14 protein-coding genes are annotated in these 18,272 nt (G+C 36.8%); 5 read left to right on the forward strand and 9 right to left on the reverse strand.

The genetic code is table 11. The features are described 5' to 3' along the window. Positions 1-93: 93 nt before the first annotated feature. The 7 genes from GFU89_RS20130 to GFU89_RS20160 all read right to left on the reverse strand — a co-directional run bounded on the left by GFU89_RS20130 (position 94) and on the right by GFU89_RS20160 (position 9,884). A complete protein-coding gene (locus GFU89_RS20130) occupies positions 94-645 on the reverse strand; it encodes a DUF2652 domain-containing protein (protein WP_105704002.1) in 552 nt (183 codons plus the stop codon). Positions 646-703: 58 nt separating this feature from the next. Further along, positions 704-2,116, reverse strand: a complete 1,413-nt coding sequence (locus GFU89_RS20135) for an efflux transporter outer membrane subunit (RefSeq protein ID WP_228407005.1) — start codon at positions 2,114-2,116, stop codon at positions 704-706. Between the two features lie 17 nt (positions 2,117-2,133). After that, positions 2,134-5,274 (reverse strand): efflux RND transporter permease subunit, encoded by a 3,141-nt coding sequence (locus tag GFU89_RS20140; RefSeq protein ID WP_318848829.1) that lies wholly within the window; start codon positions 5,272-5,274, stop codon positions 2,134-2,136. Between the two features lie 9 nt (positions 5,275-5,283). Next, a complete protein-coding gene (locus GFU89_RS20145) occupies positions 5,284-6,429 on the reverse strand; it encodes an efflux RND transporter periplasmic adaptor subunit (RefSeq protein ID WP_318848830.1) in 1,146 nt (381 codons plus the stop codon). Positions 6,430-6,647: 218 nt separating this feature from the next. Then, entirely contained in the window at positions 6,648-7,562 is a 915-nt protein-coding gene (locus tag GFU89_RS20150; protein ID WP_318848831.1) for an AraC family transcriptional regulator, read from the reverse strand. A 76-nt stretch (positions 7,563-7,638) separates the two neighbouring features. Continuing rightward, the gene (locus GFU89_RS20155; RefSeq protein WP_318848832.1) at positions 7,639-8,469 is read right to left on the reverse strand and encodes a metallophosphoesterase; all 831 of its coding nucleotides are present in this window, start codon (positions 8,467-8,469) and stop codon (positions 7,639-7,641) included. A 26-nt stretch (positions 8,470-8,495) separates the two neighbouring features. Then, a complete protein-coding gene (locus GFU89_RS20160) occupies positions 8,496-9,884 on the reverse strand; it encodes an MFS transporter (protein ID WP_318848833.1) in 1,389 nt (462 codons plus the stop codon). A gap of 144 nt (positions 9,885-10,028) precedes the next feature. On the opposite strand from GFU89_RS20160, the gene GFU89_RS20165 reads away from it, so the two are divergent. Next, complete coding sequence (locus GFU89_RS20165) at positions 10,029-10,499, forward strand: Lrp/AsnC family transcriptional regulator (RefSeq protein ID WP_309433853.1); 471 nt, start codon at positions 10,029-10,031, stop codon at positions 10,497-10,499. An 83-nt stretch (positions 10,500-10,582) separates the two neighbouring features. Here GFU89_RS20165 and GFU89_RS20170 read toward each other — a convergent pair whose 3' ends face one another. Both GFU89_RS20170 and GFU89_RS20175 read right to left on the reverse strand, forming a co-directional pair. Then, positions 10,583-11,122 (reverse strand): hypothetical protein, encoded by a 540-nt coding sequence (locus GFU89_RS20170; RefSeq protein WP_318848834.1) that lies wholly within the window; start codon positions 11,120-11,122, stop codon positions 10,583-10,585. Next, positions 11,115-12,116, reverse strand: a complete 1,002-nt coding sequence (locus GFU89_RS20175) for a hypothetical protein (RefSeq protein ID WP_318848835.1) — start codon at positions 12,114-12,116, stop codon at positions 11,115-11,117. The genes GFU89_RS20170 and GFU89_RS20175 overlap by 8 nt, the downstream gene beginning before the upstream one ends. A gap of 507 nt (positions 12,117-12,623) precedes the next feature. On the opposite strand from GFU89_RS20175, the gene mnmE reads away from it, so the two are divergent. The 4 genes from mnmE to GFU89_RS20195 all read left to right on the forward strand — a co-directional run bounded on the left by mnmE (position 12,624) and on the right by GFU89_RS20195 (position 18,270). Continuing rightward, positions 12,624-14,009, forward strand: coding sequence for a tRNA uridine-5-carboxymethylaminomethyl(34) synthesis GTPase MnmE (mnmE, locus tag GFU89_RS20180; RefSeq protein WP_318848836.1), 1,386 nt, complete (start codon positions 12,624-12,626; stop codon positions 14,007-14,009). A 510-nt stretch (positions 14,010-14,519) separates the two neighbouring features. Next, complete coding sequence (locus tag GFU89_RS20185) at positions 14,520-14,870, forward strand: helix-turn-helix domain-containing protein (protein WP_318848837.1); 351 nt, start codon at positions 14,520-14,522, stop codon at positions 14,868-14,870. A 65-nt stretch (positions 14,871-14,935) separates the two neighbouring features. Beyond that, the gene (locus GFU89_RS20190) at positions 14,936-16,102 is read left to right on the forward strand and encodes a site-specific integrase (RefSeq protein ID WP_318848838.1); all 1,167 of its coding nucleotides are present in this window, start codon (positions 14,936-14,938) and stop codon (positions 16,100-16,102) included. A gap of 428 nt (positions 16,103-16,530) precedes the next feature. Further along, positions 16,531-18,270: a DNA cytosine methyltransferase gene (locus tag GFU89_RS20195; RefSeq protein WP_318848839.1), complete on the forward strand. Its 1,740-nt coding sequence runs from the start codon at positions 16,531-16,533 to the stop codon at positions 18,268-18,270. Positions 18,271-18,272 lie beyond the last annotated feature (2 nt).

Consider the following 18,272-nt stretch of genomic DNA (forward strand, 5'->3'; position numbering starts at 1 on the left):
AAGTTTCAAAATTCTTATCAATAAAAAAGCCCGGATCTCACCCGGGCCGCTAGCAATAGCAAATTTACAAGGAATAATATTAAAAAATATATGCTAGTTTAAATTTTCAAAATAATGGATAACCCCCACTTCAGGCAGACGACGTGGATCCTTATTAAAATCAGACTCCTGATTTTTGCTGTTTTCCAGAAAAGAATTACTGAAAAGGGCGTAAGAAGGCTGTTCTGCCAGTCCGTTTTTCAAAAGTTGATGGGCTTCCACAATGGTTTTCCCATATAACTTTCTGAAGTTTCCAATATTATACTGTGAAAAAGAGCCGTAATGAACAATAAACTTGAGAGCCAGATCAATATTGGTACTCAAGCTCTTACTCAGCTCTTCAATTTTCCTGTTGAAGGCACTTCTCATCTTCCACAGCATTTTTGAAATACTCTGGTAAGACGGATTTTCATCATAACGGTAAAATAAAATGGCATCACCCTCAATCTCTGAAATTTCAAAATACTGATCGTTCACATCAATCAGTGTAGACAGTAACTGTCTTACAATATACTCACCTGTATACAATTTTGTATTGAACACAAATTCGGTAAATCCGCTGAAATCCGGAATTAAAATGATCCCCTCCTGTATATTTGTCTTCATAATGATATGGATTAAAAACCTGCTTCATCATTACAGACGAAGCAGATTCAATTTTACTTTATTGCCACCCGCCACCTACAGAACGGTAAAGCGTTGTTATAGCATTCAGTCTCTGGGTTTTCAGAGACGCCAGTTCCAATTCTGCCTGAAGTTTATTAGATTGCGCAATGATCACTTCTACATAAGTCGCTGAATTATATTTAAATAACAGATCAGCTTTCTTCACCGCTTCACCTGATTTCAAGACCAGCCCTTCTGCAATTTTCTGCTGTTCTTCCAGTTTCTGGATCTGTATCAGTGCATCTGAAACTTCGGCTACCGCTTTTAAAACAGATTGTTTAAAGTTGAGTTCCGCCTGATCAGCCACTACTTTAGACTGCTCATACTGTGTTTTCAACTGTTTCCCATTCAAAATTGGCTGGGCAACAGCTCCTGCCACCATTCCGAAAAGTGATCCCGGAACGCTGAACCATTTACTGATCTGAAAAGCATTTACACCGCCCTGCGCTGTAATATTCAATGAAGGATACATACTCATTTTGGCAACATGAATTGCTGCAGCACTCTTTCTTACCTCAAGTTCGGCCGTTTTAATATCCGGTCTGTAGCTTAATAATTCTGAAGGAACTCCTGCCGCCAGATGATCCGGAGACTGTACATTGTTCAGGCTTGCACTTCTTTCAATTTTCCCGGGCATTGAACCGGTCAACAGGCTCAAAGCATTTTCCTGGGTTGTCACAGAGCTTTCAATCGCAGGAATTGATTTCAAGATCTGATCTTTCACAATTTCCTGCTGCTGTACAGCCAAAGCTGTTGTTAATCCCAATTCCTGCTGTTTCGTCAGAAACTTCAATGTATTATCAGCATATGCCAGATTAGATTTTGTAATCTCCAGCTGCGTATCCAGCATCAGCAGGTTATAATATCCCTGCACTACAGCAGACACCACTTGTGTTTTTACCGCCTTTGCGGCTTCCTGTGTTTTCAGATATTCTGCTAATGCCTGTTCTTTTCTTCCTCTGATCTTACCCCACATATCGGCTTCCCATGAAAAACTAAGCGAAGTTGTATAATCTTCCATATACCTTTTTCCCATGAACTGTCCGGCCATCATCCCGTTCATACTGTTGTCTGAAGGACGGTTGATATTAGCATTGGCAGAAGCACTGATTGTCGGAATATTAGCCCATTTGCTTTGAGTATAGGCCAATGACGCAAATTCTATCTGCTTTAAAGCTACCTGAAGATCATTATTCTGCACCATCGCTTTATCTATCAAGCCTACAAGAACCGGATCTTTGAAAAAGTCTTTATAACTGATCTTAGCAATATTCTCCTCTTGTCCCGCAACAATGCTGTCACTTCTGAAAGCTTCAGGCATTTTTATTTCAGGCTGTTCATATTTCTGAACTTTACAGGAGATTGCCGTTCCTGAAATGAATGCGATATATGCTATATTTTTAATTTTCATTTTTAAAATCATTTGAATTAATATTCCCAATCCGCATCTGTAACTACCTTTCCGTTGATTCTCTCATGCAAAGCCTGGAATACCACAAAAAGAACCGGAACCACAAAAATTCCTAAGATCGTTCCGAAAAGCATCCCTGAAATGGCCGCATACCCGATAGAATGGTTACCCATTGCTGAAGGTCCTACCACAAAGATCAATGGCAGTAATCCGGTAATAAATGCCAGAGAGGTCATCAAAATAGGACGCAAACGTGCTTTTGCCCCTTCTACAGCGGAAGCAATAAGACTCTTCCCTGCTCTACGTCTTTGGATGGCAAATTCCACGATAAGAATACCGTTCTTCGCCAACAATCCGATCAGCATCACCAAAGCAATCTGTACATAAATATTATTGGATAATTCTGCGAATGTAATTCCCACAAACACTCCTGACAAACCTACCGGAATCGCGATCAATACCGCTAATGGAAGAATATAGCTTTCATATTGCGCAGATAAAAGGAAGAATACAAATACAATACACAATCCGAAAATCATTACTGACTGTGAGCTTGAGCCTGCTTCTTCACGGCTCATTCCTTTGTAATCGTAGGTATATCCCGGAGGAAGTACCTGCTTACTCACTTCTTCAATTGCAGCCATCGCCTGTCCTGTACTGTATCCCGGAGCAGCCATTACCGTTAAGTTAGATGAATTAAACAGGTTGAAACGGTCTACCACTTCAGCTCCCGTTACCTGTTTCAGGCTTACCAGCGTGTTGATAGGAACCATTTGACCCAGATTATTTTTAACAAAAATTCCGTTCAGAGATTCTTTATCCTGTCTTGTTTCCGGAGTAGACTGCACCAGAACTCTGTAATATTTCCCGAATCTGTTGAAATCCGAAGCCTGAATACTTCCGTAATACCCCTGCATTACTCCCAGTACATCAGAAACATTTACTCCCAACTGTGCAGATTTCACCTCATCTACAAGCACTTCAAACTGAGGGTAGGTAACATCGAAAGTGGTAAAGGCTACCGCTACTTCCGGTCTCTGCATCAAAGCTCCCATCATTCCGTAGGAGATATTTCCTAAATTCTGAAGTTCTCCGTTGGTACGGTCCTGAAGCACAAGCTCCATCCCACTGGTATTTCCGAAACCATCTACCGTTGGCGTATTGATGACAAGGAAATTGGCTCTTTTGTCTTGAGAAAGCATTCCCTGAGTCTGTCCGATGATATCATTGATGTTATTAACAGCCCCTCTTTCGCCTCCTTTTTTTAATTTAACGAAAATAGAAGCGGCAGAAGATGACATGGAACCACTGAATAGATTTAATCCGTCTACTGAAATTACTTTATCCACGGCAGGATTTTTCATCAACAAATCTTCTGTATCGGAAACTACTTTTGAAGTTCTGTCCTTTGATGCTCCCGGAGCAAGGTTTGCCGTTACAATAATGAAACTCTGATCTTCATCAGGAATAAATCCTTTGGGTGTAGTCATAGACATCCATGCGAACAATCCTCCAAAAGCTACCATGATGATCAGGGCTACCCATTTTCTTTTTAAAAGGAATAAAACAGCTTTCCCGTAACGGAATGTCAGTTTATTAAAGCTGGCATTGAATCCTGCAAAGAAACGGTCTTTGAAATTCATTTTTTCATGCGTTCCCGGATGGTGTTGTTTTAAGAATAAAGCACATAAAGCCGGACTCAATGTCAATGCATTGATCGCTGAAATCACAATTGCAATTGCCAATGTGAGTGCAAACTGCTGGTAAAATAATCCCGTAGAACCACTCATAAAAGCCACCGGAACGAATACCGCAGACATGACCAGGGTGATAGAAACAATAGCTCCTGTGATCTCACTCATTGCCGACATCGTAGCTGCTCTTGGGTTCAGTTTTTTATGCTCCATCTTGGCATGAACAGCCTCTACAACCACAATAGCATCATCCACTACAATACCAATCGCCAATACCAAAGCAAACAACGTCAGAATATTAATAGAAAATCCGAAAACCTTCATAAAGAAGAACGTTCCTACAATGGATACCGGAACTGCAATAGCAGGAATCAGGGTAGAACGGAAGTCCTGAAGGAAGATATATACCACAATGAATACCAGGATAAACGCCTCTATCAAAGTATGAATAACCTGTTCTATGGATTGATCCAGTGCTTCTTTTGTAGCGTATGGAATTTCATAATCCATTCCTTCAGGGAAAGACTTTTCCAGTTCTTTCATTCTCTCCTGAAGAGCGATCTGTACTTCATTCGCATTAGATCCTGCCATCTGGAAGATCGCCATCGTTACAGAAGCTTTTTTATTATAATTGGAAGAAACTGTATAACTGTAAGCCCCAAATTCTACCTTAGCAATATCTTTTAGCTTTAAAACAGAACCGTCATTCAACGCTTTGATAGTGATATTTTCATATTGTTCTGGTTCTGTAAATTTCCCTTTGTACCGAAGAACATATTCCATGACCTCTTTACTTCTTTCTCCTAATCTTCCGGGTGCTGCTTCCAGATTTTGGGTTTGAATCGCGCGGGAAACATCAGATGGAGTAAGATTGTATGAAGTCAGTTTATTCGGATCAAGCCAGATACGCATGGAGTAATCTTTATTTCCGTATACCATTGCATCTCCTACTCCTTTTACTCTTTTCAGCTCCGGAACGATGTTGATTTTTGCATAGTTTTCAAGGAAAAGATCGTTCATCTTTCCATCTTTACTGGTCAGGGAAACCATCGCAATCATACTGTTCTGTCTTTTCACCGTGGTGATTCCCGCCTGAATAACCTCTGCAGGAAGCTGATTGGTAACCTGAGCTACCCTGTTCTGCACGTTAATCGCTGCCTGATCGGGATCTGTTCCCAGTTTGAAAATAACAGTAATGCTCAATGTACCGTCATTACTCGCTGTAGAAGTAATATAGTCCATATTTTCCACTCCGTTGATTGCGTTTTCTAACGGAGGTGCTACAGACCTCGCGATTGTTTCAGCATTGGCTCCCGGATAGGCGGCCGTTACCATAACGGTAGGAGGCGCAATGTCCGGAAATTTGGTAATCGGAAGGCTTACCATCCCGACAATCCCCAGTATCACAAGCAATACGGAAATAACCGTTGCCAGTACGGGTCTTTTTATAATTTTCTTTAACATGATTTCTTCTTACGATTTTTTCTGTTGAGCATTTTTCTTTTGTGCCACGACAGGAGTTCCCGGCTGTAATCGGTCGAAACCGCTGGTGATATATTCATCTCCCGCTTTAATGCCTTTGGCTACAATGAAATTATCTCCGGCTTTTCCGTTCACTTCAATAGGAAGCATTGCTGCTTTCCCACCTTGAATGGTAAACACAAACACTTTATCCTGAATAGTTCTGGTAGAAGCAATAGGAAGTAAAATAACATTGCTGTAGAACTGATCCAGTACAATTTTCCCGGTATTTCCGCTCCTCAAAAGCTGGTTTGGATTGTTGAATTTTGCTCTTAATGTAATAGATCCGGTTGTTTTATTAAACTGTCCTTCTACGGCATCAATCTTTCCTTTTTCAGCATATTGCTCACCGCCGGAAAGTAATAATGATACTACCGGAGTATTTTTGATCACCTCATCAATACTGCTTCCGGTGTATTGTTTCTGGAAATTATTAAAATCATTTTCGCTCAAACTGAAATACGTATATACCTGATGAATATCTGACAATAGGGTAATAGGTTCCTGATTTCCCGGTGTCATCAAACTTCCCAAACGATAGTTGAATCTTCCGATAAATCCACTTACCGGAGCTTTGATGGTAGAGAAATTAAGATTGATTTTAGCTGACTCAATAGTGGACGTAGATTGACTTACGGCTCCTCTTGCCCCATTATAAGCAGCTTCAGCTTCTTTCACCTGAATTTCTGAAACCATTTTGTTTCTGAACAGTTCTTTTTTCCTGTCCAGATCAATTTTAGAGGTTGAAAGGGTTGCCTGAGCGGTGATCAAAGCCGCCTGAGCACTTTTCAGCTGTTCGCGGAAAACCTGATCTTCGATTTTAAACAAAGGCTGCCCTGCTCTCACAAAGTCTCCTTCATCCACATAAATTTTGCTTAAATATCCTGTTACCTGAGGTCTGATTTCCACATTGGAAACCCCTTCGATAGATGCTGCATATTCTCTGGAAACAGAAGCGTCTCCCTGAGTCACTTTTGCAACAGGTAATTCCGGTGCCTGCTGCTGATAGCCTTGGTTTTGATTGCCTTTTCCACACCCCGCCAAAACGATCAGTGAGAGGAAAAGCAGGGTTGATTTTTGAATAAAAAATCTTTGCATAACAATAGTCCTTTTAAATTTTCCGGACAAAAATCGAACGAAAAAAGTTGAATAGAATTATTCAAAAAACTCCTTGTTTTGTCAAAAAGACTCCTTATTTTTAAAAACATGAGAAATATCATTCATAGACAATATAAATGACACTATTTACTATTTTAAATCAAAATTATAGTTAGAATTTGGTTAAAAGACGTCTTAAAAACACAAATCTCTCATTATCAATACAAATCATCCTTTCTGTATTCCAAAGGAGATCTTCCCACGTGTTTTTTGAAAAACTTACTGAAAGACGCATGATCTGAAAACTTCAGTTGTGATGCTACATCAGCGATATTCAGGTTAGGATTTCTTAGCAGCAATCTGGCTTCTACTGCTAAAACCTGATGAATAATATCTCTGGGGGATTTGAACACCGTTTTATTAATGACTTTCGTAAGGTATTTTCGACTGATAAAAAGCTTATCGGCATAGAACTGAACGTTGTGTTCTTCTTTAAAATGGCTCTGAACCAGCGTAAAAAAACTTGTCGTTAACTCATCTTCTCTATTGGTTACCTGATGAGGTTTTTCTGTTTTCTTGAAATAATTATCAATTTCATAGATCACCAGCGAGAAATGATGCCATATCATTTCATTGAAATAATAATTATCTTTTTCTTTATCATTCAAAACCTTAAGTTCATCGAGGTGGAAATTCAGCTTCCTGTATACATCTGGTTCATTCCTGATAATATGGGTAGGATCTGATGAAAGGCTCTTCAGAACATTATTTGACTTATAATTAAAACCTGCATCAGAAATAAAATTCAAGGAAAAGAAAATATACTTAGCGTTGTAATCTTCCGTAATTTCATCCAGCCAAAAAGTTTCCAACATCGGACAAAACACGATATCACCTTTGGACACCTGATAACTTTTATCATCTAATCTGAATGTCACACCTCCCTTCTGTATCATAAAAATACAGAAATAATCTGAACGGTAGGGAGTATTCGGTTGTATTATATAATCAGCTTTGCCGATTTCCATCACCACAAATTCCTTGATTCTAAGATCAAATTCCACCTGCTGCAATACTTCATCAAAGGCTAACTGCGAAACAAAATCAGATTTTGGCTGGGATTTTTTAGACATTGGAAAGAAAATTAAACACGAAGATAGTAATTAAGGTCAAAAAATTAAAAATACCAATAAGTGAATAATTCTTTTGTTAAACAATAACGATCAACTCTTTATCATATCCATTGTATTTTTCATCTATATAACCGTGAGGATTACAAATGATTTCCGTCTCTTCAATTTTATATCTGCATGGGGTATGAATATGCCCGTGAATCCAGTATAACGGCTGATATTGTGTAACGAGATCTTCCAGATCAGAAACATAGGCCGCTGTTACCGGATCTTCTTTATAATGTTCCGGAACAGATTGGAGACTGGGCGCATGATGGGTAACGACTATATTTTTAAGTCCTTTTGAATCTTCAAGACTTTCTTTTAACCATTCTTTTGAAAACTGATGGATTTTGAAGGTATCCAGTGTTCTCATTCTGGAATAGGAAGGATCTCTCCTGATCATTTTGTAATCATTCATTTTAGACTGGCAAATCATTCCGTATTGAACCGGATTCCCAAAGATGGAAAAATCCGTCCATAAGGTAGCACCATGAAAGCGAATACCATCAATATCTACAAATGAATTTTCCAACACATGAACATTAGAATTTAAAGCAGCTTCCCTGATCTTATTGAGTGTTTTCGGATAGGAACCTTTATAGTATTCATGATTGCCCAAAACATAAATTACAGGTTTATCGGGAATTATTTCTTTAATCCATTCGATTCCTTTGGTTCCCAAATTGACATCACCTGCCAAAATAACAATATCAGAATGATCAAAACATAATTCCGTACTCCCAAATTCCCGGTGAAGATCGCTGATGACCTGTATTTTCATGATGTATCGTAAAAGAACAAAGGTAATGAAGTGAAGCGTAAAGACAAAAAAAGAACCGATACCTAAGCACCGATTCTTCGTCATATAGTTTGTATATTTTTAAATCCTTATTATGAAACGGCTACTTCTGCCTGTTTTACTTTTATGCTTTTCAATATAAAATAAAACAACATTCCAAGCGCCAAAAGAGCATAACCGATTAAAATAATCAGATTCAGACTTCCTACTGAAAACTCCGAAGGAAAGATCTGGCTCATTAAAGTCATGAATGACAATCCAATCCCGGCTCCCAAAAAGTAACTTGTAGAGCTCAAACTTGATGCCAATCCGTAATGGGAAGGTTCAACATCCTGGATTCCCATTACTGAAAGCGCGGTAAAACAGAATGTCATTCCTACTCCTGAAATGCATGCTGCTCCCAATAAAACTACAGCTAACGGGTGTCCGGTATAAACGGAGATCAACAGTGACAATCCTCCTATCAGCATAAATAGCCATCCTAAAACTCCCATTTGAGAAGAGCTCAGGCGTTTTGATATATGAGGTAGAATAAATTTAGCCGTCAAAGCAGATATGATACTGAACGGTACAAGCATTAATCCCGCAGAAGCAGCGCTGTAGCCCATATCTTTCTGAAGCATCAATGAAATCAGGAATAAAAACCCGATAAAAAATGCACCCAACGTAAAGAATACGGCATTGGAGATCACTAAAGATTTGTGTTTGACTAACTTTAAATCAACCAGGGGCTCAGCAACAGATTTCAATCGGTAATACACCATAACCAGCAGCAATACTGCCAGAACTAAAGAACCTATAACCAGGAAAGATTGTTCTTTAATATGAACCAATTCGTGTGTACCATAAGTAAGACTTAAAAGTCCCAGCACCATCAATATCCCGGAAACCATATCTGTTTTCTGTGCAGTTTCATTTTTCTCATCTGCAGGCAGATAATAGTAAGAAAGCACCAATGTTATTAAAAGTATAGGAACATTGATCAGGAAAACCCAGTGCCAGCTCAGGTATGTACTGATAATTCCTCCTACTGAAAGGCCGCTTCCTGAACCGATCGCAGCGAATGAACTGAAAATTCCGATAGCATGATTTCTCTCCTGTTCACCTCTGAAGGTATTGGTCACAATAGATAACGCTGACGGCATCACCAATGCAGCCCCCAGCCCCTGTAAAGCACGGAAAATAGCCAGCACTTCAAAGTTTTGGGATAATCCTGCCCCCAGCGAAGTGAGCATAAAAATCAACGCTCCGAGTAAAAACATTTTCTTTCTTCCGATCTGATCTGAAAGCTTTCCGCCAATGATCAGAAATCCTCCAAAGAACAATACATACAGCGTCTGCAGCCACTGAACCGTCTCTGCTCCAATCTGGAACTGCTGCTGAATAGAAGGAATTGTTAAATTAATAATGGCAATATCCAAAGCCTCCACAAATGTTCCCACCGATGCTAAAATTAATATTACATTTTTCCTTGTATCCATATATTCAAATTTCCTGCAAAATTAAAATTTACAGAACGTATTTGAAAATTTAACCTTAAATTTGGAACGATATTAAAAATAAAACACACATAAAAGAACAAAATTACTGTTACATCAAACAACAATCCATAAAAACAGAACAAAATGGCAACTGAAAATTATATCCCTGACGAAAAAGACTTATCAATCCTTCGCCTTCTTCAGAAAGATGCCAAGATGAGCGTGCGTGACATTTCGGCAAGGATCAATCTGAGCCCCACCCCTACCCACGAGCGCATCAAGCGTATGGAAAAACAGGGAATTATTAAAGAATACACGGCTGTTGTAGACCGTAAAAAAGTCAATAAGGGAATGATGGTGATCTGTATGATCGCGTTGAGTGTTCACAATAAAAAAACGGCAGGAAAATTCATTGAGGAAGTTAGCAAACTGAAAGAAGTTGTGGAATTTTATAACATCAGCGGAGATTTTGATTTTATGCTGAAGATTCTTGCTCCCAATATGGATGAATTCCATGAGTTTTTTGTGAGCAAATTATCAGAGATTGAAGGAATTGGCCAGACCAAGAGTATTTTTGTAATGAACAGCATTAAGGAAAGTGCCCAGATTGTTTAAGACAAAATAAAAATCAGCTGTATGAAAACACACAACTGCTTTTATATTGTAAACCAGAATATTCCGGATTAATTTCTCATCATTTATTTCCAGTAATTCCAGACTGATCCGTCAAATATCGCCAAAGTCTTACTGGTTGTATCATAGCAGATCATACCGGGATAGGGATTTTTTACACTAAGATGTGGTGTAGCTACTTTCGGAAGAATCATTGCTTTATCCTGAGATTCAAGGACCAATACGCCATCAGCAGTACTTGATGCCTCTCCCATAATTACTCCTTTCCCTGATTCTACAGAATTATTAACAACAACCGCACTTGAGTTCCCTGCATCGGATAAAGATTTCCAGGTATCATTTTCATAGACTTTTACTTTATTATCTGTGAGATCAAAGATCAATGTTCCGTTCACCAGAGTCCCGGCAGGAAGCCCGGATGTTGCAGGAAGAATCAAACCTTTTGTATTTCCGGAAACGTTATCAAAATCCAATACAGTACTTTTTCCATCCACTGTCTGCTTTCCAATTGCTACCTGAGCAAAAGATGAATTAAAAACGATCAGGGCAGCGATTATACTTATATTTCTTATACTTTTCATATTCTTATCAGTTAGATTAATCATTACAGCTTTTTTGTACACATTTCCATTCGGTACCATTGTAAAGTTTTACACATTTGTCCTTGATATCGTATAAAAGCATTCCTTCTTTCGGATCGGCAATGGCATCACCAGGCTGTGGCGTCTGGCTTACATGCTGAACTCTCGTCATTACAAAACCTTTATTTTTTGATTCCATCGCTAAAAATCCATTAGGTATGTTTTCCGGCCAGGCATTGTTTTTCTCCTGTACTGTAATTCCGAATTTGGTAAAACTATCGGGTGTACCTGAAATTCCCGGTTTTGTACAAAATCCATCGATCTCATCAATAATGACAGGAGCATTTCCACAACTTGACTTATCTTCGGATAATCCTTCAGGCCAAAGACCCGGACACATCGCTTTTGTTGCATTAGGACCACAGAAGCTTGAATTCCCCATGCCTAATCCTGTAACAGATCCCATAGCAATTGTTACAATCTGGCTGTCATCACTAATAATGGAAGCTTCTCCACCTCCACTTACGTCTGCTTTTGCAATACAGTAAGCTTTTCCGGTAGGAATTCCAATATATTCAACTGAAGGATACGTTTTAGACTGTTGGGTAAATGTTCCGCATATTTCTACAACACTATTGGTTCCCATTTCAATAACCGAAGTTGATCCGGGGTAAAATCCACCAAAAGAAGGATCTTCCTGAATAACCGACCCTACCAATGATAAAAATGACTTGGTTCCCAGTCTGATTTTTGAATTTTTCTGAGATCCGAAAGTTCCTACTTTCACTGTTCCTGTAGATTTAACACTGGCTCCATTACCAATTTCCAGCACTCCATCCACCTGAATACTGTTAGATTGAAGCTGACCGGATTGAATGATAAGTGTTGCTCCATTCGGGATACTGATATTCGTACTTACATTGATATTGCCGTTAAGACAATAGGTATTTCCACTCGTCATCGCCTGTCCTGTATAAGGAATACACTGAGCATAGGCTAAAGCGCTGAAAACAAGCATTAATAAAAAAATGACTTTTTTATTAATATTTAAAAAAAATAATTTATTCACGTACATTTATAATATTTTAACAGATTATTATCGTTTAATTGAAAAATATTTAAATTTTCAACATCATCGACGGACTAAGAAACAATTAACATACCAAACAGGTGTTTAACTTTTCATCTTATTACAAGCTCTCATTAGAATCCGTATTTAATAATTTGATTAAAAACATTTATAAAATACTACATTACAACCTACTGTACTCTTTTAAAAGCTACTAACAATTAAGAGATGATTTAAGAGTTTAAATATTCTTTTTCTTATCCAATTATATAATGTTTAATAAAGGAATCCTGCGTTTTTTCATACAGCATTCTTATTCTCAATCACAAAATGGTCAAAAACATAGTAAAGTTTATCCTGATACACTCTTCCTTATTTTTCATCTGAATACAACAATAGATAATCTGAATAGCAGATCTCAGCGAAAATTCATATTAAAAAACGTAAATTTGCAGCATGAATAACGATACGATATGTGCACTGGCTACTGCCAATGGAATAGGTGCTTTAGGCATCATCCGGGTTTCAGGAAATGAAGCTTTATCTGTAGTTCAGAAAAGTTTTCCGGGGAAAAATCTGGAAAAACAGAAATCTCATACCATTCATTACGGTTATTTTATGGATGAGGAGGAAGCTATTGATGAAGTAATGCTTTCTATCTTTCTGGCACCGAAAAGTTTCACCACTGAAAATTCTGTGGAGATTGCTTTTCACGGTTCCCCGCATATCGGAAAACGTATTCTTGAAACCCTGATTAAAAACGGAGCGAGAATGGCGAAAGCAGGAGAATTTACACTCCGCGCCTTTATCAACGGAAGAATTGACCTTTCCCAGGCGGAAGCAATTGCTGATGTAATCGCTTCTGATAACGAAGCCTCCAGAAAGGTAGCCATCAATCAATTGAAAGGAGGAATTACCAATGAAATCTCTCTATTAAGAACTGATCTTCTGAATTTTGTTTCCCTGATTGAGCTGGAGCTGGATTTTGCTGAAGAAGATGTAGAATTTGCAGACCGAACAGCCCTGAACGGATTATTGGATAAAATTGAATTAAAATTAAATTCTCTTATTGAAAGCTTCCAATACGGAAATGCCATTAAAAACGGAACAGCTGTTGCTATCATCGGAAAGCCCAATGCTGGAAAGTCTACCCTACTGAACTCTCTTTTGAAGGAAGAAAGAGCGATTGTAAGTAATATTGCCGGAACCACCAGAGATACGATTGAGGAAATTCTTCATATTAAAGGACACGCCTTCCGACTGATTGATACGGCGGGACTTCGCGAAACGGTGAATGAAATTGAAGCGATTGGGGTAAAAAAAGCAAAAGAAAAGGTAGAAAATGCCAACATCCTTGTATATCTGGCTGATGCTGCTACTGAAGATTTTTCAGAGGATATTGAAATGATTCAGTCACTGTTGAGAGAAGATCTGAAACTGATTATCTGTGCAACAAAAATTGATGAAGTGACTCCTACCAAATACGAAACAGTAGAAAACATCTTTAGAAATGCCCTTTCTCACGAATTTGATTTCATTAAAATATCAGCCGTTGAAAATCAAAATATTCAGGATCTAAAAAATGAACTTTCATCCTATGTTGAGCATTTAAAATCTGAAGAAAACAACGTTGTGATCACCAACCAACGTCATTTTGAAGCACTGCGAAAATCTCTGGATGCTGTTCACAAAGTAAAAGAAGCCATCGTTTTCCAGATTTCTACAGAATTGCTTGCTTATGAGCTTAGAAATGCATTAGAACATCTTGGAGAAATTTCCGGAGAGGTTACAAATGATGAGGTGCTGGGGAATATTTTTTCTAAGTTTTGTATCGGAAAGTAGAATTTGTAAATCGTTGATATACAGTTGTTTGTTTTTTTAAGACTATTTTTTATAACCTGTTGATTTAGTGTTGTTTATGTGATTTTATACGTTCTGGTGCTACAATTTTTGCCCCTTTTCTTGCCCCTTTGGCATTAAAAACACAAAATTTAAGTAAACTAAAAATAAAATTGCTATAGAGCTTCAGGGTCTTATATCCTCTAATGGTCATTAATTTACTCATAAAAAAGATTATTGGATTATATCTACCCTTAATTTGGAGAAATTATTAATTTTTGACGTCCAAAGCTTGATGATTTATAAAAATTAAAGTCAAATTTTAAAAACAATCTGAACAAACAGAAGAAATAATGTTCAAATATTTTATATTAGATTAGGTTGTCTTTTGGGATGAATTTTGTATTCGTTTATATGTAATGACCCTTAATAAAGGGGTATAATGACAACTCAGTGCCATTATTGTAGCCTTCGGCCTAAATAAGTATTCTTCAAGACTTAAAAAATCTGATCATGAGCTCAAACATCAGAATTGAAAAAGTCTGCCAATATTGTGGTACAAATTTTATTGCCAAAACTACAGTTACCAGATATTGCAGTCATACCTGTAATAAAAAAGCCTATAAACTTGAACAAAGAAATCTAAAAATTAGTTATGCTAAGCAAGCAATACGAAGTTTTGAAGAGCGGCAGTATCAGCCTATAAACAATCCCGTATATCTAACTGTAAAAGAGGCTTCTGCAATATTGAAATGCAGTGCGAAAATGGTGTATTTCTTAATCAATACCGGCCGTTTAAAAGCCATCAACCTATCTGTAAGAAAAACAAGAATCAAATTACTTGATTTAGCACTAATTTATTAGAATCAATCATCAAACACCAGAAGATTGACTTCATAATATTTTAGAGGACTTCAATAGCTGTGGCTATGAGCCAATTTGACAATATACAATTGAATTTCACCCTTAATACCGATATCATGACCAAAGTAACATTACGGTATAAACCGATAAGCAAAGGAAGACAAAGTCTGTATTTAGAAATTTATCCTCCTATACAGAGTGAAACAACAGGAAAGCTGCTTAGAAAACTTTATCTTAAAATGTTCATCTATAACAGCCCAAAATCTGAAGCTGAAAAACTCCATAATGAAGAAATTAACTCGTTTGCTGAACGTGTACGTCTTCAACGACAAATTGATGTTCACAGTACTGACTATGGTTTTTTGAATAAGACAAAATTCAACTCCAACTTTATTGATTTTTTCCAGGCAGAAGTCGATAGCAAATCAGGGGCAATGCATTGGAGTATGGCTGTTGCATATTTTAAAAAGTTTGCAGGTGAAGTCTTTTTATTTAAACACCTTAATGAAGCCTTCTGTGAGAGCTATAAAAAATACCTATTATCCTCTCCTGCAGTTGGACGTTCAAAAATAAAGATTCAAAAAAGTACTGCTGCCACTTATTTTTCAAGATTTAAATCCGTTCTTAAAAAAGCCTATAGAAACAAATATATTTCAATAGATCTGGGAAATTTTATTCATAATATCAAAGTAGATGATACGCATAGGCCTTATCTTTTTAAAGATGAATTACAAAGAATGGCAGATTCTGAATGTAGCTCCCCTATTGTTAAGAAAGCAGGCCTATTTTCTGCACTAACCGGTCTGCGTTTTTGCGATATTGAAAGTCTAAAGTGGGGCGATATACAGGGAACATCAGGAAGTTATTATATTCTATATAAGCAGAATAAAACCGGAAAGGCGGAATATTATCCCGTATCCGATGATACACTCGATTTATTGGGACCTCGTGGCGAAGATGCTGCAAAAGTTTTTGAAGGTCTAAAATACAATATCGTAGTTAAATTTCTTCCTGGATGGCTTAACAATGCAGGAATGAAAAAGCATTTTACATTCCATGGTTTTCGTCATACATTCGCAACGTTGCAGCTAACATCAGGTACGGATATCTACACGGTATCAAAATTATTAGGTCATAAAGATGTTAAAACCACAGAAGTTTACGTGAGGATTGTAGATGAATTGACAAAAGAGGCTTCAGAAAAAATTAAATTGAATTTCAGTAACAATTAATAAAATAACAGGATTACTCTTGGAAAGGAATATATTGCAAGCTGAGAGCTATTCAATTTATATTTTGACATTAAAAAATTGGGAAACTATATATTGGATATAAATTACTATGATAATAATTAAAAAGCAGAATTGCTTTATAGTAATGACTTTACATCTGATTCAAAAAATTAAAAAGTGAGAGTACGGAAAACCGTAACATTAGATAGATAAATTAATTTATTTTTACTAAGTTTAGAATCAATTAGATGAAAAGTACTTTTTGCTAGCTCGGTACATGATTATTTTGGTAATTATGACATATTTCAGCTAAAAAATTTATCATATTTGTGTGATTAATAAAATCAGAAATAATGAAGAAGTTTTAAAACTGTACAATATTCTTCTATATAATTATAATCAAACATGAAATAATATCAGTTGAAAGAGTGAAAGAACTAGAAAAAAGCAACCAATTATTAACAGTAGTAGATTTTTTCTGCGGAGCAGGCGGGTTTTCCGAAGGTTTCAGGCAAGTCGGTTATACTATTCTTAAAGGGTATGACAATTGGAATCCAGCAATTGAGACATATAACCATAATTTTAACTTACAATGTAAAGTAAAAAACATACTTGACTTCGAGTATTCAATTGAAGAAATTCAAGAAATACCTGATACTTCAATAATATTGGGTAGCCCCCCTTGTGTTAGCTTTTCAAATTCAAATAAATCAGGGAAAGCTGATAAGAAACTAGGATTACGCCTCATAAAGACATTTTTAAGAATTGTAGCAGTAAAAAAGCATCAGCCCGATTCAATTCTTAAAGGGTGGTTTATGGAGAATGTTGTTAATTCAAAAAAACATTTACAGGAAATTTACACTTTTAAGGATTTAAATCTTGGTGAATGGGCAATTACAATCGGCAAATCTCCCAAAAGTGAAGCATTAAGAGTATTCTCAAATACAATTATCATGAATTCAGCCGACTATGGTTCATATCAAGCAAGAAAAAGATCGGTCTCAGGAGAAATCATTTCTAAAAAAGCATTTATAACTCCTAAAACAACACATGAAGAAAAAGGTGAAGATTTAAAGCCATGGAATACTCTTGGACAATTAATTAATAAGTTTCCTTCTCCTACTCAGGAAATAATCCAAGGAGAGATTATTGATCCCATATATCCTGACATAAAAATAAAAAAGTCAGAGTTAACAGATCACTTTTATGATAGCGGTCTTTATGAGTGTGAATGGCGTCAGTCTAAAGAGCTGAAAACGAATCACCATTGTATGGGTAAAATGGCTTTCCCTGAAAATCTAGAAAAACCCAGTAGGACAGTAACAGCAATTAAGAGTGGAACATCTAGAGAAGGGTTAATATATAAATCTGACTATGCTCGTAAAGGAGATGGTGAATATAGATCTCCAACAGTTAGGGAGATTGCGTCTATAATGGGGTTTCCAATAACCTATCAGTTTACGGGAAATTTATATGCGAAATGGCGACAGGTTGGAAATGCAGTATGTCCATCTATAAGCAGAGCTTTAGCTATTGAAGTTTTAAAACAATATAGCTATTCAATTCCTTCCACATGGGCTCTGGAAAAAGAAATCAAATTAGAAGGAATTATAAATTTAAATACTTTCAAGGAAGGTGCTTTTACAAATCCACCAAAAAGGACTAAAGATTCAAAATACAGAAGACACCCAATTAAAGATGGAAATCTAACCGTTACACTTTCCAATTTTGATATTTCATCAAATAAAAAAACTAATGGTAAATGGCTGACATCAATTCAATATGGGACTGGAGCCAAATTTAAACATCAAGAGATTAACGACAATTTCTATCTGAAGCTCGAAGACATTATAAGAAAAGAAGTAAAAGAGGGAGAATTATTTATTAAAATTATAAACAATGGTTTTTCAGAGAAAATTGCTCATTCATCACTAATGCAAAAAATGTACGAACAACAAAAATGTGAGAATGGAAAAAGAGAACCTACCCAGCTGATGGATGACCTCAAAAAAATAATTAATGATATTGGAATAGATGATAAGATATATAATCAAGATCAATCAAATACAATATTCAAATTCAAAGATAACGTACCTGTAAAACAAATTTTAGCCTTATATGGAGTGAATAAAATAGCTTCACTTACAAACGAAATAGATTTAGTATAAAT

Source organism: Chryseobacterium sp. JV558 (assembly GCF_033712365.1).
GTDB lineage: Bacteria > Bacteroidota > Bacteroidia > Flavobacteriales > Weeksellaceae > Chryseobacterium.

Excerpts from the sequence above, each read along its gene's own strand:
- GFU89_RS20165 (WP_309433853.1), top strand. The coding sequence starts at position 10,029 with ATGGCAACTGAAAATTATATCCCTGACGAAAAAGACTTATCAATCCTT.
- GFU89_RS20150 (WP_318848831.1), bottom strand. The coding sequence starts at position 7,562 with ATGTCTAAAAAATCCCAGCCAAAATCTGATTTTGTTTCGCAGTTAGCC.
- GFU89_RS20185 (WP_318848837.1), top strand. The coding sequence starts at position 14,520 with ATGAGCTCAAACATCAGAATTGAAAAAGTCTGCCAATATTGTGGTACA.
- GFU89_RS20145 (WP_318848830.1), bottom strand. The coding sequence starts at position 6,429 with ATGCAAAGATTTTTTATTCAAAAATCAACCCTGCTTTTCCTCTCACTG.
- GFU89_RS20170 (WP_318848834.1), bottom strand. The coding sequence starts at position 11,122 with ATGATTAATCTAACTGATAAGAATATGAAAAGTATAAGAAATATAAGT.
- GFU89_RS20160 (WP_318848833.1), bottom strand. The coding sequence starts at position 9,884 with ATGGATACAAGGAAAAATGTAATATTAATTTTAGCATCGGTGGGAACA.
- GFU89_RS20155 (WP_318848832.1), bottom strand. The coding sequence starts at position 8,469 with ATGACGAAGAATCGGTGCTTAGGTATCGGTTCTTTTTTTGTCTTTACG.
- GFU89_RS20190 (WP_318848838.1), top strand. The coding sequence starts at position 14,936 with ATGAGCCAATTTGACAATATACAATTGAATTTCACCCTTAATACCGAT.
- GFU89_RS20140 (WP_318848829.1), bottom strand. The coding sequence starts at position 5,274 with ATGTTAAAGAAAATTATAAAAAGACCCGTACTGGCAACGGTTATTTCC.
- mnmE (WP_318848836.1), top strand. The coding sequence starts at position 12,624 with ATGAATAACGATACGATATGTGCACTGGCTACTGCCAATGGAATAGGT.
- GFU89_RS20135 (WP_228407005.1), bottom strand. The coding sequence starts at position 2,116 with ATGAAAATTAAAAATATAGCATATATCGCATTCATTTCAGGAACGGCA.
- GFU89_RS20130 (WP_105704002.1), bottom strand. The coding sequence starts at position 645 with ATGAAGACAAATATACAGGAGGGGATCATTTTAATTCCGGATTTCAGC.
- GFU89_RS20175 (WP_318848835.1), bottom strand. The coding sequence starts at position 12,116 with ATGCTTGTTTTCAGCGCTTTAGCCTATGCTCAGTGTATTCCTTATACA.